The sequence below is a fragment of the Nitratireductor sp. WH36-1 genome (assembly GCF_058725515.1).
The window spans coordinates 1,096,515-1,117,343 of record NZ_CM178970.1 but is presented as its reverse complement, the minus strand read 5'-3'; the positions used below and the strand labels follow the sequence as shown (position 1 = coordinate 1,117,343).

Annotated in this window: 20 protein-coding genes; 7 read left to right on the top strand and 13 right to left on the bottom strand. The window is 62.2% G+C overall.

Going from position 1 to position 20,829, the window contains the following annotated elements:
- Positions 1 to 58: 58 nt before the first annotated feature.
- The gene (locus AC4PTT_RS05335) at positions 59 to 541 is read left to right on the top strand and encodes a MaoC family dehydratase (RefSeq protein WP_113152956.1); all 483 of its coding nucleotides are present in this window, start codon (positions 59 to 61) and stop codon (positions 539 to 541) included.
- Positions 542 to 754: 213 nt separating this feature from the next.
- Entirely contained in the window at positions 755 to 1,462 is a 708-nt protein-coding gene (locus AC4PTT_RS05330; RefSeq protein ID WP_492162238.1) for a class I SAM-dependent methyltransferase, read from the top strand.
- A 142-nt stretch (positions 1,463 to 1,604) separates the two neighbouring features.
- Here the strand turns inward: AC4PTT_RS05330 and AC4PTT_RS05325 are convergent, their stop codons facing one another.
- Together AC4PTT_RS05325 and AC4PTT_RS05320 are read right to left on the bottom strand one after the other, a co-directional pair.
- Positions 1,605 to 3,611 carry a BCCT family transporter gene (locus tag AC4PTT_RS05325; RefSeq protein ID WP_206544199.1) on the bottom strand — a complete coding sequence of 669 codons (2,007 nt, stop codon included), beginning with the start codon at positions 3,609 to 3,611 and terminating at the stop codon, positions 1,605 to 1,607.
- A 279-nt stretch (positions 3,612 to 3,890) separates the two neighbouring features.
- Complete coding sequence (locus AC4PTT_RS05320; RefSeq protein WP_206547821.1) at positions 3,891 to 4,901, bottom strand: DUF2156 domain-containing protein; 1,011 nt, start codon at positions 4,899 to 4,901, stop codon at positions 3,891 to 3,893.
- Between the two features lie 140 nt (positions 4,902 to 5,041).
- Here AC4PTT_RS05320 and AC4PTT_RS05315 point away from each other — a divergent pair, with 140 nt between their 5' ends.
- Together AC4PTT_RS05315 and AC4PTT_RS05310 are read left to right on the top strand one after the other, a co-directional pair.
- Entirely contained in the window at positions 5,042 to 5,713 is a 672-nt protein-coding gene (locus AC4PTT_RS05315) for a helix-turn-helix transcriptional regulator (protein ID WP_492162237.1), read from the top strand.
- Between the two features lie 54 nt (positions 5,714 to 5,767).
- Positions 5,768 to 7,189: an MFS transporter gene (locus AC4PTT_RS05310; RefSeq protein WP_492162236.1), complete on the top strand. Its 1,422-nt coding sequence runs from the start codon at positions 5,768 to 5,770 to the stop codon at positions 7,187 to 7,189.
- Here the strand turns inward: AC4PTT_RS05310 and AC4PTT_RS05305 are convergent.
- From AC4PTT_RS05305 to AC4PTT_RS05280, 6 genes are all read right to left on the bottom strand, one after another.
- Entirely contained in the window at positions 7,186 to 7,482 is a 297-nt protein-coding gene (locus AC4PTT_RS05305; RefSeq protein WP_206544203.1) for a hypothetical protein, read from the bottom strand. The two genes, AC4PTT_RS05310 and AC4PTT_RS05305, sit on opposite strands and share 4 nt — an antisense overlap.
- A gap of 62 nt (positions 7,483 to 7,544) precedes the next feature.
- Positions 7,545 to 8,087 (bottom strand): sarcosine oxidase subunit gamma, encoded by a 543-nt coding sequence (locus tag AC4PTT_RS05300; RefSeq protein WP_206544204.1) that lies wholly within the window; start codon positions 8,085 to 8,087, stop codon positions 7,545 to 7,547.
- Positions 8,080 to 11,064: a sarcosine oxidase subunit alpha gene (locus AC4PTT_RS05295; protein ID WP_492162235.1), complete on the bottom strand. Its 2,985-nt coding sequence runs from the start codon at positions 11,062 to 11,064 to the stop codon at positions 8,080 to 8,082. The genes AC4PTT_RS05300 and AC4PTT_RS05295 overlap by 8 nt, the downstream gene beginning before the upstream one ends.
- Positions 11,064 to 11,357: a sarcosine oxidase subunit delta gene (locus AC4PTT_RS05290; RefSeq protein ID WP_206553738.1), complete on the bottom strand. Its 294-nt coding sequence runs from the start codon at positions 11,355 to 11,357 to the stop codon at positions 11,064 to 11,066. Before AC4PTT_RS05290 ends, AC4PTT_RS05295 begins: the two co-directional genes overlap by 1 nt.
- A 116-nt stretch (positions 11,358 to 11,473) precedes the next feature.
- A complete protein-coding gene (locus AC4PTT_RS05285) occupies positions 11,474 to 12,727 on the bottom strand; it encodes a sarcosine oxidase subunit beta (RefSeq protein WP_492162234.1) in 1,254 nt (417 codons plus the stop codon).
- A 146-nt stretch (positions 12,728 to 12,873) separates the two neighbouring features.
- Positions 12,874 to 13,959: a hypothetical protein gene (locus AC4PTT_RS05280; RefSeq protein WP_492162233.1), complete on the bottom strand. Its 1,086-nt coding sequence runs from the start codon at positions 13,957 to 13,959 to the stop codon at positions 12,874 to 12,876.
- A 249-nt stretch (positions 13,960 to 14,208) separates the two neighbouring features.
- Here AC4PTT_RS05280 and rpsU point away from each other — a divergent pair, with 249 nt between their 5' ends.
- From rpsU to AC4PTT_RS05265, 3 genes are all read left to right on the top strand, one after another.
- Positions 14,209 to 14,436 carry a 30S ribosomal protein S21 gene (gene rpsU, locus AC4PTT_RS05275; RefSeq protein ID WP_007008828.1) on the top strand — a complete coding sequence of 76 codons (228 nt, stop codon included), beginning with the start codon at positions 14,209 to 14,211 and terminating at the stop codon, positions 14,434 to 14,436.
- A 236-nt stretch (positions 14,437 to 14,672) separates the two neighbouring features.
- Positions 14,673 to 15,503, top strand: a complete 831-nt coding sequence (locus AC4PTT_RS05270) for a tetratricopeptide repeat protein (RefSeq protein ID WP_162742200.1) — start codon at positions 14,673 to 14,675, stop codon at positions 15,501 to 15,503.
- A gap of 140 nt (positions 15,504 to 15,643) precedes the next feature.
- On the top strand, positions 15,644 to 16,129 hold the full coding sequence (locus AC4PTT_RS05265; protein WP_113152966.1) for a DUF992 domain-containing protein: 486 nt from the start codon (positions 15,644 to 15,646) through the stop codon (positions 16,127 to 16,129).
- Between the two features lie 157 nt (positions 16,130 to 16,286).
- On the opposite strand, the gene AC4PTT_RS05260 is transcribed toward AC4PTT_RS05265, so the two are convergent.
- From AC4PTT_RS05260 to AC4PTT_RS05240, 5 genes are all read right to left on the bottom strand, one after another.
- On the bottom strand, positions 16,287 to 17,684 hold the full coding sequence (locus AC4PTT_RS05260) for an NAD(P)(+) transhydrogenase (Re/Si-specific) subunit beta (protein WP_113152967.1): 1,398 nt from the start codon (positions 17,682 to 17,684) through the stop codon (positions 16,287 to 16,289).
- Position 17,685: 1 nt separating this feature from the next.
- The gene (locus AC4PTT_RS05255; RefSeq protein WP_113152968.1) at positions 17,686 to 18,111 is read right to left on the bottom strand and encodes a proton-translocating transhydrogenase family protein; all 426 of its coding nucleotides are present in this window, start codon (positions 18,109 to 18,111) and stop codon (positions 17,686 to 17,688) included.
- Entirely contained in the window at positions 18,111 to 19,418 is a 1,308-nt protein-coding gene (locus AC4PTT_RS05250) for a Re/Si-specific NAD(P)(+) transhydrogenase subunit alpha (protein ID WP_492162232.1), read from the bottom strand. Before AC4PTT_RS05250 ends, AC4PTT_RS05255 begins: the two co-directional genes overlap by 1 nt.
- An 80-nt stretch (positions 19,419 to 19,498) precedes the next feature.
- Positions 19,499 to 19,726: an aa3-type cytochrome c oxidase subunit IV gene (locus AC4PTT_RS05245; RefSeq protein ID WP_113156012.1), complete on the bottom strand. Its 228-nt coding sequence runs from the start codon at positions 19,724 to 19,726 to the stop codon at positions 19,499 to 19,501.
- A gap of 219 nt (positions 19,727 to 19,945) precedes the next feature.
- A complete protein-coding gene (locus AC4PTT_RS05240) occupies positions 19,946 to 20,785 on the bottom strand; it encodes an ABC transporter ATP-binding protein (protein ID WP_206544209.1) in 840 nt (279 codons plus the stop codon).
- Positions 20,786 to 20,829 lie beyond the last annotated feature (44 nt).

The window sequence follows — 20,829 nt, the reverse complement described above, 5'->3', positions numbered from 1 at the left end:
CGCGCAGGCGGGATCCATCCCGCCCGCCTGACCAGCTCAACAGCCACGGAGTGCCCCGTTGACCACCGGGACAATCAGCATTGAAGAAGCGCAGAAACTGGTGGGACAGGAAGTCGGCCTGTCCGACTGGCGTGTTGTCACCCAGGAGATGATCGACCAGTTCGCTGCGGCGACGGACGATCACCAGTTCATTCACACCGATCCAGAGCGCGCCGCACGCGAGACGCCCTATGGCGGAACCATCGCACATGGTTTCCTGTCGCTCTCGCTGCTCTCGACCATGGTTTTCGAGGCCGTGCCCCGTCTCGACGGTTCGGCGATGGGCGTGAATTTCGGCTTTGAGCGCATCCGCTTTCTGGCTCCTATCCGCAGCGGCGCACGCATTCGCGCACGCTTCGTGCTCGCCAACATCAAGCTGCGCCCCTCGGGCATTGCAGAGGTCAATTACGATGTGACGGTGGAGATCGAGAACTCGATCAAACCCGCCCTCACCGCGCACTGGCTGACGCTTGCCATGCCGGACCGCTCGCGCGAGGACTAGTTTCGCAAAGCAGGAAGCAGGCGAACACTGGCTGATGCGACTTGCAACAGTCGGTGGCTTTCGCACACGACATAAGCGCGCTGCATCATCAACTGTTCAGCGACCTGTTTTTTTGCAGAAAGAGACAGAATAAGAGAATTATTCTTTATCTTTCGCAAATATCAAATCATAAGGCCTGAAACGCAGAGCGACGGGCGCGAAAAGAATATTTTCATGACTACAGATTTTAAAGTTCTGACTGATGAGCCAGCAAAGAAAACTCCATACGACAATCCCAAAAGCCTCGAGTTCAATTTTCGCGCAAAACGCTTTCAGAATGTACGGACGCTGATCGAGAACGCTTTTTCAGAGAAAAATCAGATTCGCATTCTCGACCTCGGTGGAACCGAGGAATACTGGAAAATCGGATCCGATTTTCTTGAAAAACACCATCAAAATCTGAAAATTACGCTCGTCAACCTCGAAGCCGAGCGCGTCAAGAACACCGAACTGTTTGATTCACTCGCCGGTGACGCTGCCGATCCGCAGCTCCTGGCGGGAGAGAGCTTCGACCTGGTGCATTCCAATTCCGTGGTCGAGCATGTCGGAAGCTGGGAACGGATGATCCAGTTTGCCGAGAACACCAAGCGGCTTTCGAAGCGCTATTTCGTGCAGACGCCGAATTACTGGTTTCCCTTCGAGCCGCACTTCCGGACACCGGGATTTCAGTATCTGCCAAACAGTGTGAAGGTTGGCCTTGTCAGGCGCTTTCAACTGGGCTTTTTCCCGCGCACACCGGACCTTGAGGAAGCGCGCGATCTGGTCGAGCACAACAAGCTCATTTCGGCCCGCCAGATGCGGCGTCTGTTCGACGATGGCGAGATCCTGTTCGAGAAACTCGCATTCCTCAACAAATCGATCATGGCGATCCGGGCGGGCTAACCGCCAATCACTGATAAAGAGCCTCCCCTGACGCAATGAAGCGGCGGGAGATCAGGCGACAGCGCCACCTGCAATAAAGACCGGCGATGAACCGCGCAGTCATGAGGCGGGCCGGCAGCGCATGCGCCACCGGCCCGGTCCCCTATTCTTCCGTCAGAGCCTGAACATCATGCTCCGGCGCAGCCGAAACCAGCTCCGAGGCCGGCGACTGCACGAGCAAGAGATAGCGCTCATACTGGATCAGAACATCGTGGATGATCTGATCGCGCGTCATGCCCATGATGTCATAACCCTTGCTGCCGCTGGAGAACTGCGTCCGCGCCTCATAGCGCAGGCCCGAGCGCGCAGCCTCGAACGCCGAGAATGCAGGCAGTTTCTGAGAAACGGGCGCAACGCCATAGACGAAGTCGCGCATGTCTTCGGCCGGTGAGGTCAGAGCGATGGCGCCCGCCTCTCCATCCTCGACAAAGGCCTCGCGACCGCGATCCGTCAGTTCCTTGGCAACCTGCTCCAGCGCGGGCTTCACATTGCTCTGAATGAAGGTGTGAATTTCCTTCTCGCTGGGCGCATGCATCATCAGGCTCAGCCGGCGCTGCCAGGTGATGCCCGAAGCCGGATGCGCTGGCGCAACCTGCGGTATTCCGGCATGCGCCTCACGCTGGGCAAGGTCTGCCCGCATGCCCACGAAGAGCGCCCAGACAAGCGCCAGCATGACAAAGGTGAACGGCAGCGCACTGGCGACGGTTGCAGACTGCAACGCGCCGAGACCGCCGGCCAGAAGCAGGCTTGCCGCAACCAGCCCTTCCATGCCGCACCAGAACACGCGCTGCAGGGTGGTGGTTTCGGTTTCGCCACCGGCGGCGATTGTGTCGATGACCAGCGAACCGGAGTCCGAGGAGGTGATGAAGAAGATCGCCACCAGAAGGACGGCCAGCGTCGAAGTGATCGCCGTCAGCGGCAGGTAGGTGAAAAACTGGAACAGGCCGACCGAAACATCGGCCGCGACCGCAGCGCCAAGCTCGCCGGCGGCAACACCGGTGTCGATGAAGATCGCGGTGTTGCCGAACACGGTCATCCAGAAGAAGGTGAAGCCGGCGGGGATGAACAGAACCGCCGTCACGAACTGGCGCACCGTACGGCCGCGCGAGATGCGCGCGATGAACATGCCCACGAAAGGCGACCAGGAAATCCACCAGGCCCAGTAGAACAGCGTCCAGCCGTCGATCCACGGGGTCGGCTCATAGGCGTAGATGTTGAAGGTGCGTAACACCAGCGTGTCGAGATAGAGACCGATGTTCTGCACGAAATCGCGGAACAGCGCCGATGTCGGACCGACAACCAGCACAAAAACCATCAACAGAACGGCGACGATCAGGTTGGTCTCGGAGAGGATGCGCACGCCCTTGTCGAGGCCGGTGACGACCGAAATGGTGGCAAGCGCGGTGATGACCGCAATGAGCGGCACCTGCACCCAGGGGGCGATGGGAACGCCGACCAGATAGTTGAGGCCGGCATTGATCTGCGTCACGCCAAGACCGAGCGACGTGGCGATGCCGAACATGGTGCCGACGATGGCGAAGATGTCCACCGCGTGGCCAATGGGACCATTGATGCGGTCTTTCAGAAGCGGATAAAGGCCCGAACGAATGGTGAGCGGCAGGTTGTAGCGATAGCCGAAATAGGCGAGCGACAGACCGACCACCGCATAGATGGCCCAGGCGTGAATGCCCCAGTGGAAGAAGGTGACCGACATGGATTCGCGCATGGCGGCGATGCTGCCCGGCTCCGCAGTGGGCGGTGCGAGGAAATGCGTCATGGGCTCGCCCACGGCATAGAACATCAGGCCGATGCCCATGCCGGCGGCAAAGAGCATGGCAACCCAGGAATGGTATTTGAAGTCAGGCTCGGAATCGTCCGGTCCCAGCTTCAGCCTGCCGAAACGGCCGATGGAAAACAGAAGAACGGAAGCAAGGAAAATACCGACGGAAAGCAGGTACAGCCAGCCGAATGCGGACAGGATATTGCTTTGCAGGGCGGAAAAAACATCGCCGGCCCGGCCGGGGAAGATAACGCCGATCAGGAGAAACACGGCGATAATAATCACCGAGCCGAAAAAGACCGGCGGGTTGATGACAAAACGACTAAACATGGGGAATTACTTTGCGCTCCCGTTTGTGAAACTGGCAGATGGCGCTCGCGATAAAAGCTCCCGACAGAAGCTGACAGCCTGTACAAGGCAAAAAAAGCTGAAATCGAGCACCGGCGGCAGGCCTCCCGTTTCTGCTTGCCGCCGGCTAACTTGTCAATGATAGACACGTCAGGCTCACGACAAGACACGAAATGACTTTGCTGAACGGCAATTATCCTGTGTTTTTCTCTAAAAACCCAGAGAACAGAACCATTCAGGATCGCACGTGGCCTTGCGGGATCAAACGACCCCGCACGCCCGAACAAGCTTGAGCAGACGCGGCAGGGATGGCGGCGTGTTTAGCGCACACCAGGTTTCACGCGCCTCGCCGCCATAGCTTTCCTTGTGCCGGGCAAGCGACTGGGTCGGGTAAACCAGTTTCTGGGCGATCGGGTTTGTGTAGATGAACCGGAAGGCGCGGCGCGTGAGCCAGTCCTTCTGGAACTCCTGATCCTCGATCTTGTGAAACGGCATGAGGCCCAGATAGAGCTTCGGCACGCCTTCGGCCTGAAAGGTTTCCACCGCACGGCGAACGAGGAAATAGGCCGCCAGCGGATCGGTATCGGGCAGCCAGCGGCGGGTGGCCGATAAATAGCCGATCAGCCTGCCATCTTCATAAAGCGGGTCGAAGAAAGCGAAGGCGACCGGCTGGTCGTTCTCGTCGAGAATGAAGAACTTTCGCACATCCGGTTCGTCGCGAAGCTGGATCGGTCGCACGAGAAAAGAGAGTTCGCGCCGCTTGGTGGTGCGGGTGCGCCGCCAGCCGAGCGAAATGGCCTCAACGCGTTTCGGGTCCAGTGAGGCCACGGGCACTTCGGCAACGCGATGCCCCATGCGCTCGAAGCGGTTGGTCGCGGTGCGAAAACTGCGTCGGCTGGGACCGGTGAAACTGTATGTATCGAGGTCGATCAGGCTTTCGATGCCGAGCGCGTTGACGAAAAAGCCCTTGGTGGAAAGCAGCTCCGCCATGGGGCGCGATATCTGCCAGAAGGTGACGTCCGGCCGGACGGCGACAAACGCATCAATCAGATCGGACCAGAGTGCGCGCGGGGCGAGCGGATCTGCCAGCACATAGGCCGTACGGCCCACCATGCGATAGGCGATGGCGCCATGCTCACTGCCGAAATAACGCATGTCGGGCTGATGCGCGACGGAATAGGCCAGCACGAAATTTCCGTGCCGCTGAAGAAGCGCATGGCGCTGTTCATCGGAAAGGTGAGCGTCGTCGCTCGGGAGACTGGTTCTGGACAAGCGCGTAATCTGGTTCACGGCGAAGAATCAAGTTCTGCGCCCCCACGTGGCGATGGATGCCACGCATCGCGGAAAGTGACAAGGTGGAATTGACAATAAAGAAACCATTAGGTTATTCAATTGTCGACTGGAGACTCGCCATGACTGCCTCGATCCTGCCCGCCCAGCCTGAAGCCGCCCCGGAAACGGCGGATGAACGCGTTCTTTTTGCCCTGAAGACCAAAGGGGCCATGACCGCGCAGCGTCTTGCACATCATCTCGCAATCTCGCCGGTTGCCGCGCGCAAACAGCTCGCCCGGCTGGAGGATGCAGCGCTGGTGCAGTTTCAGGAGGAAGCGCGCGGACCGGGCCGCCCGGAGCGCGTGTGGCGGCTGACGGCAAAGGGCCATGGCCGCTTTCCCGACAGCCATTCCGACCTGACGCTGGAGTTGATCGGCTCGATCCGTCGCCTGTTTGGCGAGGAAGGTCTCGACCGCCTGATCGGCCAGCGCGAGCAGACCATGCAGCATTCCTATGAGAGCGCGCTGGGGACACAGGACGACCTGAAGGACCGGGTGGCCGCACTGGCCCGCATTCGCGCCCGCGAAGGCTATATGGCGGAGGTGGAGGCGCTCGAAGACGGGGCCTTTCTCCTGATCGAGAACCACTGCCCGATCTGCGCTGCGGCGACGGCCTGCCAGGGTTTCTGCCGCTCCGAACTCAGCGTTTTCAGAACCGTGCTCGGCCCGCAGACGCGGGTGGAGCGCACGGACCACATTCTGGCGGGCGCGCGGCGCTGCGCCTACCGCATAGAAGCCCGTTCAGACGACTGAACATTTGAAAGCCGGATGCCGCTTTTCGGCCCGGCGCACCAGACGAGGCACATCATGAGCACGACAGACACCGGGCAACAGCCCGGCAATTCCGGCTGGGCTGCCATCTCGCAAACCGGCCAACTGGGGCAGTTCGCCCTCTTATGTCTCGGCATCTGGCTACACGCCGCCGACACGCTTCTGGTGGCGACGGCGATGCCAGCTGCGGTGGCGGAAATCGGTGGCGACCGGCTGGTGAGCTGGACACTGTCTCTCTACCTGCTGGGCTCCATCATCTCGGCGGCGGCTGCCGCACTCATCGCCTCGGCGGCGGGCCTGCGCCGCGCTTTCGTGATCGCAGCGCTCATCTACACGGTGGGCTGCGTGATCAGCGCGCTCGCCCCGAACATGCCAGCCATGCTGCTTGGCCGTTTTGGCCAGGGCGTGGGCGGCGGTCTTCTGGTGGCGCTCACCTATGTGGCGACCCAGCGCCTTTTCCCGGAAGAGATGTGGCCGCGGCTGATCGCCCTGATGTCGGCCATATGGGGCGCATCCGCCTTTTGCGGGCCGATGATCGGTGGTTTCTTCGCCGATATGGGCCTGTGGCGCTGGGGCTTCTGGACCTTCGCGATACAGGCGGTTCTGCTGGCGGTTCTGGTGCCGTTGTTCATGCGCCCGACCAAAGGGGCCTCGGAAGCGGCGCAGCGCTTTCCGGTGGTGCGGCTCGCGCTCCTGTCACTCGCCGTACTGGCGGTCGCGACCGCCGGCATTTATGTGACGCCCGGCATCTCGCTGCCGCTGGTGACGGCGGGCGCGCTGCTCTTCTATCTGTTCCTGAAGCGTGACGGCAGCCGCGCGACCGACAAAATGTTCCCCACCCGCGCCTTCGACCCGCGCACGGTGGTTGGCTGCGGCTTCATCGCCAATCTGGCGCTCGGAACGGCCATCATGTCCTTCACCGTCTACGGGCCATTCTTCCTGCAGCGCATTCACGGCATGTCGGCACTGGGCGCGGGCTATGTGATGGCAGCCGAAGCGGTGGCCTGGAGCACGATGGCGATGGTGTTTGCCGGCGTGGGCGCAAAGGGCGAAGTGCGGGTCATCAAGGGTGGCGCATTGCTGATCGTGCTGGCGATTGCCCTGCTCGGTCCGCTGATGGCGGAGGGACCGCTCTCAGCCATCGTGCTTCTGTCGATCGCGCAGGGCGCGGGCTTCGGCATGATGTGGGGCTTTCTGATCCGCCGTGTGGTCGCGGCAGCGCCCGGAGACGAGCGCGACAGCGCATCGGCCGCCATGCCGACCACGCAGCAGATCGCCTTCGCGCTGGGGGCAGCCCTTTCGGGCATCATCGCCAACTTGGCGGGCTTCGCAGAGGCGCAAACGCCGGCAGCCATGCAGCCGGTGGCCATCTGGGTGTTCATTAGCTTCCTGCCGCTGGCCGTGCTTGGCGCTGCTGCTGCCTGGCGGCTCGCCCGCGAGGTTGGGGCAGGAGATTAGTCATCCCGCCTCGGACGGCCCGTATGGGTGGTCGAGGTGACGGAAACGGGATCACTGGCCGGGAAGGTGTCTTCGAGACCTTCCTCCAGCTCCTCTTCCAGTTCCTCGTCATCCAGCTTTCTGCGCGCCGGCTTTGTGGCGAATTCGGCAGGTGCGCCGGTGCGGGTCGTGCGTGTGACGGAGACCGGGTCGCTTGCCGGGAAACTATCCTCAAGCCCTTCTTCCAGGGCTTCTTCCCTGGCCGCGCGTTCGCTTTCGGTTTCAGGTTTTGGCTTCTTGGGGTCAGGCTGCATCGAGATCATCCCTTTTCAGGGTCAATGACGAGACAGCCCGTCCGGTTCCAATCCTTCAGCGATTACCGGTCGCGCGAGGCTGCCTCCAGAAGCATGAAGACATAGTCGGAAAAGGAGCGCCAGCATTCCACACGGAAAGCGTCCCTCTCCGTGCGCCACAGAATGACCTCCGCCTTGCCGAACACCGTGCGTGAACATGCGCCAACGGGAAAGACGTCAAGCGAGAGATCCTGCGGGCAACCGGCATTGAGCACGGCCTCGACACGCGGGCCGGAGACAAGCACCGCCGTGTTGCGGTGCGAGACATCGACGGCGGAGTGAAACGCGCTGACAGAGGCGCAGTCCTCCATCAGGTCGCCGCCATTCTCATCGATCACCAGCCATTCGTCGGGACCGAGCCAAAGCGCTGCGCGTTTGCCGCCTGAAACCGACGCTTTGGGGCGCTGCGGCAGGTCGAGCCCGAGCGCCTTCGATAGCGGCTTTAGCGCCGTTTCGGGTGCGCGAAGCAAAAGCCGCGTGGCCGGCTCCGCACGCACCAGCGTGATGCCTTCATCATTGAGAAAGCGCCCTTCGAGCGCGCCTGTGCGGGCGATTGTGTCAGCCATTGGTGCGCGCTCCCTGCTCGTCAAAGAAAACCGTGGAGGTGACTTCCACCGCGATCGCGCCATCGGGCATCGGCACATAGAGGGTTTCGCCCATGCGTTCATGTCCGCCTGCCACCAGCGCCAGCGCGATGGAATGGCCGCAATTCTCCGACCAGTAGGAGGAGGTGACATGGCCGAGCATGGGCACGGGAACCGGGGCGTCCGGATCGGCGACGATCTGCGCGCCCTCTTCCAGAACGGTTTTCGGGTCGCGCGTCCTGAGGCCCACGAGCTGCTTGCGGCCGGGAGCCACAAGATCCGGCCGGGCAAGGCCGCGCATGCCGACGAAATCCGTCTTCTTCTTGCCAATGGCCCATGAAAGCCCCGCATCGTGGGGCGTTACGGTGCCATCGGTCTCCTGCCCGACAATGATGAAGCCTTTTTCGGCGCGCAGCACATGCATGGTTTCAGTGCCGTAGGCGCAGGCCCCGTGCTTTTCGCCTTCCGCCCAGACGGCCTCCCACACGGCGCGGCCATAGTCGGCCGGGACGTTGATCTCGAAACCGCGCTCGCCGGTGAACGACATGCGGAAAAGCCTCGTGGGAACGCCGCAGATCATCCCCTCCCGCACCGACATATGCGGCATCGCATCGTCGGAGAGGTCGATGCCTTCCACCAGCGGGGCGATGATGTCGCGGCTTTTCGGCCCCTGAACGGCGATCACCGCCCATTGCTCCGAGGTGGAGGTCAGATAGACCTTCAGATCCGGGAACTCGGTCTGGAGATAGTCTTCCATGTGGTTGAGCACGCGCGGCGCGCCGCCGGTCGTGGTGGTCACGTGGAAGCGGTCTTCGGCGAGCCGCCCCACCACGCCGTCATCATAGATGAACCCGTCCTCGCGCAGCATGACGCCATAGCGGCAGCGCCCGACGCCGAGCTTCTGCCACGGGTTGGTGTACATCAGCTCCATGAAGCGCGCGGCATCCGGCCCGACGACCTCGATCTTGCCAAGCGTGGTGGCGTCGAAAATGCCCGCACTCTGGCGCACCGTGCGGCACTCGCGGGCAACCGCTGCATGCATGTCTTCACCGGCTTGCGGAAAATACCATGCGCGCTTCCACTGGCCGACATCCTCGAACACGGCCCCGTGCGCCTCCGCCCAGTCATGCATGGGCGTGCGCCGCACCGGCTCGAACAGACGGCCCTTGCCGTGCCCCACAAGCGCACCGAAAGTGACGGGCGTGTAGGGCGCGCGGAACGTGGTGAGCCCCACTTCGGGGATGGGCCGGTCCAGCATCTCGGCGGCGATGGCGAGCCCGTGCATGTTGGACGTCTTGCCCTGATCGGTCGCCATGCCGGTGGTGGTGAAACGCTTGACGTGCTCGATGGAGCGCATGCCCTCGCGCACCGCCTGGCGGATGTCCTTCGCGGTCACATCGTTCTGGAAATCGACAAAAGCCTTGGCCGTGCTTTCGGCTCCGGCCCCCTCGCCCGCACCCAGCATGCCGCCGGACCAGCGCTCGGTGCTGTCGGCGGCAAGTTTTGGCAGCTTGCGGGCCACGCCACCGGCGGCCTCATGCCCGGCCTTCAGGGCCTCGGCGACGGTTTCGCCAAGATCGATGCTGCCCGCACACGCGCCGACCGAGACCAGTTCCTGCACGGCATTGCCCGGCAGGAAACGCTGTGTTTCCGCATCGAAGGCCAGCTTGCCGCGCGACTGCGAGAAGAGGTGGACGGCCGGCGTCCAGCCAGACGAGGTCAGAAGCGCATCGCAGGTGATCGTGCGCTCCGCGCCGCCGGAAACCGGTCGTACCTTTATGGATGAAACCCTGAGCCGCCCGCCCGTGCCGGTGACGGCGTGCCCCGTCAGGCACTCGATGCCAAGCCGGCGGGCCTCTTCCACATGCGGCCCCTGCGGATCGGGCCGGCAGTCGACGATGGCGGCAATGCTCACGCCGGAACGCTTCAGGTCCAGAGCAGCCTGCCAGGCACTGTCCCCGGCCGTGTAGATCGCCACATTGCGCCCCACCGTGACGCCGAAATGGTTCAGATAGGTGCGGGCGGCGGACGCCAGCATGATGCCCGGCCTGTCATTGTCGGGAAACACCATGTGCCGCTCGATGGCACCGGTGGCGAGCACGACCCGCTTCGCCCGCACCTGCCAGAGCCGTTCGCGCGGCTGATCGGTGGCCGGACTGACCAGATGATCGGTCAGCCGCTCGACGAGCCCCACCATGTTCTGCGCGTAATAGCCGAAACCCGTGGTGCGGGTGAGAAGCCGGACATTGTCGCGCGCGGCGAGATCCGCCGTCACGGCCTGCGCCCAGTTCCAGCCGGGCATGCCGTCGATCATCGCGCCGGTCTCATAGCGCAGAGCACCGCCCGTTTCCGCCTGTTCGTCGGCCAGAATGACGCGCGCACCGGCATTGGCGGCAGCAAGCGCTGCCGAAAGCCCGGCAGCCCCACCGCCGATGACAAGAACGTCGCAATGGGCGAAACGGTTTGCATAACAATCCGGATCGGGCCGGCCGGGCGCTTCGCCAAGACCGGCGGCGCGCCGGATGAAGGGTTCATACACCCGCTCCCAGGCAGCCTTCGGCCACATGAAGGTCTTGTAGTAGAACCCGGCGGAGAAGAAGGGCGACGCCAGATCGTTGAGCGCACCGACATCGAAGGAGAGCGAGGGCCAGCGGTTCTGTGACACCGCGTTGAGCCCCTCATGGATTTCCTGAACCGTGGCCCGCACATTGGGCGCCCTGCGCGCGGCATCACGGTGAACGCCGACCAGCGCATTGGGTTCTTCCGCACCGGCGGAGACCATGCCGCGCGGGCGATGATATTTGAAGGAGCGGCCGACAAGATGCACGCCATTGGCAAGCAGGGCCGATGCAAGCGTGTCTCCATGCAGCCCCTCGAAGGACTTGCCATCGAAGGTGAAACGAACGGGATCGGCCTTGCCGAGCCGGCCAGCGGTGGCGATGCGGAAAGGCTGGGTCATCACTTGCCCTCCCCGCCGATACCGGGCTTAGGCTCGCCTGCCTTATAAGTCGTCAGGAACCGGTCCGATACGGTGTCGCGCGCGGCGTTGAAGAACCGGGCGCAGCCATGGATGTGCCGCCAGCGTTCATAGACGATGCCCTTGGGGTTTGAGCGAATGAAGAAGAACCGCTCGAAATCTTCGTCAGACATTTCGGCCATGTTTTCTGGACGGGCGATATGCGCCTCGCCGGCATGACGGAACTCCAGTTCCGGCCGGTCTTCCTGGCAATAGGGGCAGTGAATGAGAAGCATGTGATCCCCTTGTTTAGAGCGCCGGACGTCCATTCGGACGCACAAAGGACGCTCTGTCCTGTTGAACCTGCGCATCGTGCTTTCCGAAGATCGTTTCCGATTTTCGGGCCGATGCGCTAGTGCGCCACGGCGGCAGCAGCCGCCTCATCGATGAGCCGGCCATTGCGGAACCGTTCCAGCGTGAAGGGCGCGTTGACGGGATGCGGCTCGTCGCGCGCGACGGTGTGGGCAAAGACATGCGCCGAGCCCGGCGTCGCCTTGAAGCCACCCGTGCCCCAGCCGCAATTCACATAGAGCCCGCTGACCGGCGTTTTTGCGAGAATGGGCGAGCGGTCGGGCGTGACATCGACAATGCCGCCCCAGGACCGCAGCATCTTCATGCGGGTGAAGATCGGGAACATCTCGCAGATGGCGTCGAGCGTGTGCTGGATGATGTGCAGCCCGCCGGTCTGTGAGTAGGAGGTGTATTGATCGGTGCCCGCCCCGATGACCAGTTCGCCCTTGTCGGACTGGGAGATATAGGCGTGGACCGTGTTGGACATGACCACGCAGGGGAAGACCGGCTTGATCGGCTCCGACACAAGCGCCTGAAGCGGGTAGGATTCCAGCGGCACCTGAACGCCCGCCATCTGCATCAGCACCGAGGAATGACCGGCGGCAACGACGCCCACCTTCTTCGCGCCGATGGCTCCACGCGTGGTCTCCACGCCGGTGACGGCCCCGTCTGGCCCGCGATTGATGCCGGTGACCTCGCAGTTCTGGATGATGTCGACGCCGCGCGCGGCGGCAGCGCGCGCATAGCCCCAGGCAACCGCATCATGGCGGGCCGTGCCGCCGCGCCGCTGCAGCGCAGCCCCCATGACCGGATAGCGCGCCTCGCGCGAAATATTGAGCGGCGGGCAATAGGCCTTCGCCTCTTCAGGCGTCAGCCACTCATTGTCCACGCCGTTCAGCCGGTTGGCGTGGATATGGCGTTTGAACACCTGCACATCGTGCACATTGTGCGCCAGCATCATCACGCCGCGCGGCGAATACATGACGTTGTAGTTCAGATCCTGCGAAAGCCCGTCCCAGAGCTTCACGGAATGATCGTAGATGCCCGCGCTTTCGTCATAGAGATAATTGGAGCGGATGATGGTGGTGTTGCGGCCCGTGTTGCCGCCGCCGAGCCAGCCCTTTTCCAGCACGGCGACATTGGTGATGCCGTGCTCCTTTGCGAGATAATAGGCCGTTCCGAGCCCATGGCCGCCGGCGCCAACGATGATGACGTCGTAACTCTTCTTCGGCTCGGGAGAGGACCACTGTTCCGGCCAGCCCTTGTGGCCACGCATGGCCTCGCGGGCGATGGCGAAGACGGAATATTTGCGCATGGGCCTCTCCGCAATGCAGGCAGCGCGCCGCAGCCGGGCGCGTTCAGACACAGCCTAGCAGTAACGAAATCCCGCGCAATGGCTTGCGCTGATTGCGACGGCGCTTGCCGTTTTGCGTCAAATTTTGCGCCGAAGAAGACCCGTTCTCATGCGGTCAGGTAATGGCCCTCTGCCTGCCGGCGAAAACGCTTCGCCAGCAGACAGCCATAGGCCAGGAAAAGAAGCGAGATATAGAGCTCGCGCACCTCGGAGAGCTCATATCCATCCACCATGTCGACGCCGCGAATGATGAACACCAGCTTGGAGAACACATAGATGGCGGCAAGGGCGATGGCGGCAAGGCGCAGCTCGGAGGATTTGAGCTGGCGCACGATATCGAGACAGATCAGCAGCCCGAGGAAGAACCAGACCTGATAGGGCACGATGTTCCAGGATTCGAACATCAGTGACGCCACGGGCAGCCCGAAAAGCGCGGAGATGCGCGGCGGGATATAGGGCTCCACCTGACCGAAGAAACCGCCCGCACCACGCGGCCAGCACCAGGGCAGGACCACGAAGCAGAAGATCGCGCTCGTGTAATAGATGGCCTCGAACTGGTAGGTGTAGAAATTGTGGATGTTGGTTTCGTTCTGGATGTTCTTGCTGAAGAGATCGGGCGTACCCCAGCCCAGCCAATGCTGCCCCCAGGACATCTCCTCCATCAGAATGAGAAACACCACGCCTGCCATGCCGGCCAGCACGAGACATGGCGGGAAGACACCGAGAAGGCGCGCGCCGCGCACGCTGCGCGACCGCCAGGCCGCAACGAGGAAGCTGATGACTGCCGCAATGAGCAGAACCTCGGTCGCCATGCCCAGCGGCTGCATCTCGCGCACAAAATCATTCAACGAGGTGGGAACGAAATGAACGGCGGCGGCGACCGCCAGAAGGAACCCACCAGCGACACCAATGCCCCAGAACGCCTGCGCCCGCTCGCCCCGAACGACCTCCAGGGTGCGCATGACAGGCTTCAACGCGATGAAAAGAAAAAGTGCAGCCAGAAAGGAAATGCCAATCCGGGCGCGACCGAAGGGCGTGAAGTCCGGATCCCCCTTGCGCAGCAGGCCATATCCATGGATGAGTTCGCCATAGACGGCCGAGCCAACAACCAATGCGAAAGCGGCCATGCCGAAACCGAGCCTCATCACGCTGGTTTTTAAGCCAGTGCCGGCCCGCCCATACTTCTCCGACATGTCGATATACTCCAATATACAAGACACGCCTGTGTAGTGCTCTTTCCTTTTCTCTACGTTAACGGGAACTGCCAGTTGAGCGCTTCCGGAAAAAATGCGAAAGAAAGCGCTCGACAGAAATATACCGTTCTGGTATGAGCCAGCGCTATTCGTGGCAGAATATGGCTGCGGAAACCTCTGCCCATGGGCGGAGGAAACCAGAATTCACTTTTGAAAATTAGAAGACCAACGTTCTGACAGGAAACCCACGTGCAGGTACTCGTCCGCGACAACAATGTTGATCAGGCGCTTCGCGCGCTGAAGAAGAAAATGCAGCGCGAAGGCATCTTCCGCGAGATGAAGATGCGTGGGCATTACGAAAAGCCGTCGGAAAAGCGCGCCCGCGAAAAGGCTGAAGCCGTTCGCCGCGCCCGCAAGCTGGCCCGCAAGCGCGCCCAGCGCGAAGGTCTGGTCGGCGGTCGTCCGGGCGCACGCTAACAGCGCCCATCTTTCGACGATTTCTGTCTGTATCGAACGCGGTTCGACCCTGTGGTCGCGCCGCGTTTTTGCTTACATATATCTCTGCACGAGGATGGGAGTTCTGCATGAGGACGGCAATGGCTTGGTTTGACACTTCGGTTATGGCATTAAAAGCCATGACTTTTTTCCCAGCGCCTTCGCCCAGCCCCCAGAGCCCTCGTGACATGAGCCCCCCTGACATGAGGCCCAGCCGCATGCGTTCCCGCCCCCTCAGCCATGGACTTGCCGGCCTCGCACTGGCGGCCCTGTTACCGCTGGCCGCCTGCCAGTCCGGCTCCAATCCGGCGACGGACATCAGCCGTGTGGATACGGCTCAGGGTTCTGCGCAGAACATCGGGTCGCTCAGCTCGGTCATCGACCGCACACCCAACGAGCCCGAAGCCTACAATATGCGTGGCGCGGCTTACGGACGTGCAGGGCGCTATCAGGAGGCGCTGAAGGATTTCGACAAGGCGATCTCGCTTAATCCGCGCTCGCCAAACGCCTATGCCAATCGCGCGCTGATCCACCGCTATATGGGCAACGACCAGCAGGCGCTGGCGGACTATAATCAGGCGATCTCGCTCGATCCCAATTACGACACCGCCTATATCGGCCGCGCGGAAATCTATCGCCTGGCCGGCCGCAGCACGGATGCGCTGGCGGATCTGGAGCGTGCGATCCAGCTCGATACGACGGACCCGCGCGCCTATTACCGTCGCGGCCTTCTCTATCAGGCTACGGGCCAGCATCCGTTCGCCATCGAGGATTTCGCCAAGGCGATCTCGCTCGCGCCAGATCAGCCCTATGGTTACAATGGCCGCGGCCTCTCCTACCTCGCCCAAGGCGACGACGAGAACGCATTCTCCGACTTCAACACGGCCATTCGCCTCGACAAGGACGTGGCGGAGAGCTGGGCAAACCAGGCGCTCGTCTATGAGAAACGCGGCGACAGGGCGAAGGCTGCCAAGTCCTATTCGCGCGCCCTTCAGCTCGATCCGGACTACATTCCCGCACGCGATGGTCTGGCGCGCACCCGCGCCTGATTCTCACCCACTCGCAGACTGCTGATCTTCTTTCAACGGCCCGCCATCGCGCGGGCCGTTGACGTATGGTCACCAAATTTAATCTGGAACCTTCTCTTTCGTGACGGGTTGTGAGGCCGGACGAAAAAGGAGTTCCAGTGATGAAAAAAGCAATCATTCTCGCTTCCGCCCTGACCGCCGCAGCCGCAGCGCCTGCCTTTGCGCAGGAGCGCGTCGAGGTCGGCGTTCTGGACTGCGTGATCGAAGGCGGCGCGGGGGTTGTGATCGCCTCTTCCCAGGAACTGGCCTGCACCTTCGAGCCCGCTGGCGACGAGCGCCCGCCGGAGACCTATGTGGGCGTGGTGAACAAGTTCGGCATCGATGTGGGCGTGAAGGACGCCACGCAGATGCAGTGGCTGGTTCTGGCCCCGACGGCGGACGCCTATGCGCCGGGCGCGCTTGAGGGCGACTATGCCGGCGTGAGCGCGGAGATCGCAGCAGGCCTGGGTGCGGGTGCAAACATCCTTGTCACCAAGGAAAGCGAGAGCCTGATGCTGCAGCCGGTGAGCCTTGAGGGCAAGACCGGGCTCAACGTCGCCCTTGGCGTCAGCGAGTTCCAGCTGCGTTCGACCTCTGCTGCCGAGTGAGACCTCCCGGCCCCACCCGGCACCAATAAAAAAAGCCCGGCTTCAAGCCGGGCTTTCTTTTGTCCAGAGCGCTTCCACTTTTCCTGGAACTGCACTCATTCATTGTCTTTGCGCATTTCCGGGCGGGAAACCGGTTCCCACTTTTCCTGGAATTGCTCTAGTGATCCATCGCCTTGACGATGTCTTCGGTCATCTTCTTGGCGTCGCCCAGCAGCATCATCGTGCCGTCCTTGTAGAACAGCGTGTTGTCGATGCCGGCATAGCCGGAGCCGAGCGAGCGCTTGACGAAGAGACAGGTGCGCGCCTTGTCCACATCGAGGATCGGCATGCCGTAGATCGGCGAGGTCTTGTCGTCACGCGCGGCCGGGTTGGTCACGTCGTTCGCGCCGATGACATAGGCAACGTCTGCCTGAGCGAACTCGGAGTTGATGTCTTCGAGCTCGAACACCTCGTCATAAGGCACCTGGGCCTCTGCGAGCAGAACGTTCATGTGACCGGGCATGCGGCCTGCAACCGGGTGAATGGCGTATTTCACCTCGACACCGGCTTCCTTCAGCTTGTCGGCCAGCTCACGCAGCGCATGCTGCGCCTGGGCGACGGCCATGCCGTAACCGGGCACGATGATGACCTTCTGCGCATTGGCCATCAGGTAGGCGGCATCGTCTGCCGAACCCTGCTTGACCGTGCGCTCGATGCCATCGTCTGCAGCCGCTGCCGTCTCGCCGCCGAAGCCGCCGAGAATGACCGAGATGAAGGAGCGGTTCATGCCCTTGCACATGATGTAGGACAGGATCGCGCCGGAAGAGCCAACCAGCGCGCCGGTGATGATGAGCGCGAGGTTGCCGAGCGTGAAGCCGATGCCGGCTGCGGCCCAACCCGAATAGGAGTTGAGCATGGACACGACGACCGGCATGTCTGCGCCGCCGATCGGGATGATGATGAGCACACCGAGCACGAGCGAGGCGATCACGATCAGCCAGAAGATCGAGGTGCTCTGCGTGGTGACGAGCAGCACGATCAGAACGACCAGCGCGATTGCCAGACCTGCATTCACCACATGGCGCATGGGCAGGAGGATCGGCTTGCCGGACATGCGGCCATCGAGCTTCAGGAAGGCGATGATGGAGCCGGTGAAGGTGATCGCGCCAATGGCAACGCCCAGCGACATCTCGACCAGCGCCTGCGCGTGGATCGCGCCCAGCGTGCCGATGCCGAAGCTTTCCGGCGCATAGAGCGCCGCGGCGGCAACCATCACGGCGGCCAGACCGACCAGCGAGTGGAAGGCGGCCACGAGCTGCGGCATCGCGGTCATGGCGATGCGCTTTGCAATCACCGCGCCGATGCCGCCGCCGATGGCGAGGCCGAGCACGATGAGCACGAACCCGCCGAAGGAGGGCGTTGCGTAGAGCAGCGTGGTGCCGATGGCGATGGCCATGCCGACCATGCCGTAGACATTGCCCTGACGGCTGGTGGTGGGATGCGACAGGCCCCTCAGCGCGAGGATGAAGAGAATGCCGGAAACGAGGTAGAGGAAGGAGGCAAGATTGGCGCTCACGTCACTTGTCCTTCTTCTTGTACATGGCCAGCATGCGGCTGGTCACGAGGAAGCCACCGAAGATGTTCACCGACGCCAGGATGAGCGCGATGAAACCAAAGCCCGTGGCAAGCCCGGAAGCGGAGATGCCCACGGCGAGCAGCGCGCCGACCACGATCACCGAGGAGATCGCGTTGGTGACCGACATCAGCGGCGTGTGCAGCGCCGGCGTCACCGACCAGACAACGTAATAGCCGACGAAAATCGCCAGCACGAAGATCGCGAAGCGGAAGACGAACGGGTCGATCGCCCCGCCGGATGCGGCATGCGCGAGTGCGCTGGCTGCATCGGCGACTTCGGCCGACTGCATGCTTTCAACGGCGGCGCGAACGCTCGCCCCGGCGCTGTCGAGCTGGTCGAGCGCCTTTTCTAGTGCGGTTGGTTCCATCAGGATTCTCCCCCCGATTTGGCTGCGGCAGGCTTGTCGGCAGCGCTGGACGCGCCAGCAGGCTTTGCTGCCGTTTTCTGGGCCGCTGTTTTCTTCGTCGCCGCGCCTGCTGCAGCCTTGGCTGCGGGCTTGCGGGCCGGCGCCTTCCTGGGCGCGGCCGCCTTGGCCACCGGCTTTACGGTGTCGACGAAATTGGGATGAACCACCTTGCCGTCATGGGTGAGCATGGTGGCCTTCACCAGCTCGTCTTCCATGTCGACGGCGAGCTCCTTCTTCTCCTTGTCGACCATGGTCTCAAGGAAGGTGTAGAGGTTCTTCGCGTAGAGCAGCGAGGCGGAAGCGGCCACACGGCCCGGCACGTTGAGGTGGCCGACGATCTTCACGCCATTGGCGGTGGTGACGACCTCACCCGCCTTCGCGCCTTCCACATTGCCGCCACGCTCGACCGCCAGATCGACGATGATGGAGCCCGGCTTCATGGACTTGACCATGTCGGTGCTGACGAGGCGCGGCGCGGGCCGGCCCGGAATGAGCGCCGTGGTGATGACGATGTCCTGCTTGGCGATGTGTTCGGCGACGAGTTCGGCCTGGGCCTTCTTCTCTTCATCCGTCAGCTCGCGGGCATAACCGCCATCGCCGGAAGCATCCTTCAGCGCCTCGGTCATGATGAACTTCGCGCCGAGCGACTGGACCTGCTCGCCCGCAGCCGCACGAACGTCGGTGGCGGTGACGACAGCGCCCAGACGGCGCGCGGTTGCGATGGCCTGAAGGCCGGCAACACCAGCACCCATGACGAACACCTTGGCAGCCGGAACGGTGCCGGCGGCGGTCATCATCATCGGCAGCGCACGATCATACTCGGCGGCTGCGTCGATCACCGCGCGGTAACCGGCAAGGTTGGCCTGCGAGGACAGGACGTCCATGGACTGGGCGCGCGTGATGCGTGGCATGAACTCCATGGCAAAGGCGGTGACGCCCGCAGCAGCCATGGCCGCAACGTCGCCCTCATTGCCGTAAGGGTCCATGCTGGCGAGAACCAGCGCGCCTTTTTTGTAGGTTTTGACTTCGGCCGGCGTCGGACGCCGCAGCTTCAGAACGACATCGGCTTTCGAGGCATCGGATGCCTTGCCGATTTTCGCTCCGGCTTTTTCAAATTCACTATCGACAATACGCGACTGCTCGCCTGCGTTCTTCTCGACGACAATGTCGAAACCCAGTCCAGCAAGCCGTTTGACCGTTTCGGGAGAGACCGCAACGCGACCTTCCGTAACGTCAACTTCTTTAGGCACAAATATGCTTTGTCCCACCGTCATATCCTTTCGGTTGGACCGTCCTCCCGGTCACGGAGCTGCGGCGGCAGCCCCGTTTGTTGTAGCGGATGACTGCTTCAGGGCAGCAGCCAGACACCCAGCGCAGTGATGAGGATGAAGAGAACGGTGCTGGAGAAAAAGCCAGCAGGGGTGAAGAAACCAAAAGCCATGGCCACCAGAATGGCGACGATCACCAGGCTTGAATATTTGATGACGGCCAGGAAGAGATTGTAGGTCTTCTCGTGCTCGGCGTAGTCCATTTCTGCGCCCGTTTCGGCCGGTCCGGCCGGCATATTCTCTGCCATCACAAAAACCCCATCGGAATAGAATTGGTCTTGGGAGATAGCGAAAAGATGGCGCAAGGGCAATGGGAGGTTTGCCCGATAAACAGCCAGATGCGCTTTCAAACGGTTTGGGAGAACCGTTTTGGCCCAATCGGTACGCTTTTTGGAACAAATCGTCGGCACACCGCCGCAATGGAGGCGCGCAATCTCACTGCCAGATGAGAAAAGCCAGCCCGGGCGTCAGGAAAGCCAGCGCTTGCGCCGCTTGTAGTGCTTCACATTGCGGAAGGAGCGCCGTCCCTCGCCGCCGACGCCAAGGTAGAATTCCTTCACGTCTTCGTTTTCGCGCAGGGCCTTGGCCTCGCCATCCAGCACCACGCGTCCCGATTCCAGAATGTAACCGTATTTTGCATAGCGCAGCGCCACATTGGTGTTCTGCTCGGCCAGCAGGAACGACACGCCCTGCTCTTCATTGAGCTGTTTGACGATCTCGAAAATCTCTTCGACCAGCTGCGGCGCGAGCCCCATGGAGGGTTCGTCAAGCAGGATCATCTTCGGGCGCGACATCAGCGCCCGGCCAATCGCCGTCATCTGTTGCTCGCCGCCCGATGTGTAACCGGCCTGCGAGTTGCGCCGCTCCCTGAGGCGCGGGAAATAAGTGTAGACGAGTTCGAGGTCCTCGCGGATCGCGGCCTGCCCGTCGCGACGGGTGAAAGCGCCGGTCAGGAGATTGTCCTCGACCGAGAGATGGCCGAAACAGTGCCGCCCTTCCATGACCTGAATGCAGCCCCGGCGCACCAGATCATTGGGCGAGAGGTTCTGCACCTCATCGCCACCGAACAGGATGGACCCCTTGGTCACCTCGCCACGCTCTGCGTGGAGCAGGTTGGAGATCGCCTTCAGCGTCGTGGTCTTGCCGGCGCCATTGGCCCCCAGAAGGGCCGTGATGCCGCCGCGCGGCACCGAGAGCGAAACGCCCTTCAAAACCAGAATGACGTGATCGTAGATCACCTCGATATTGTTGACTTCAAGGATCTGCTCTGCGGCTTCTGCCGGTGATGCTGGCGCTGTGGTCGTCATGCTTGCATGTCCTGTTTGAGCGGATCGCCGCTCCCCGTCGGGGC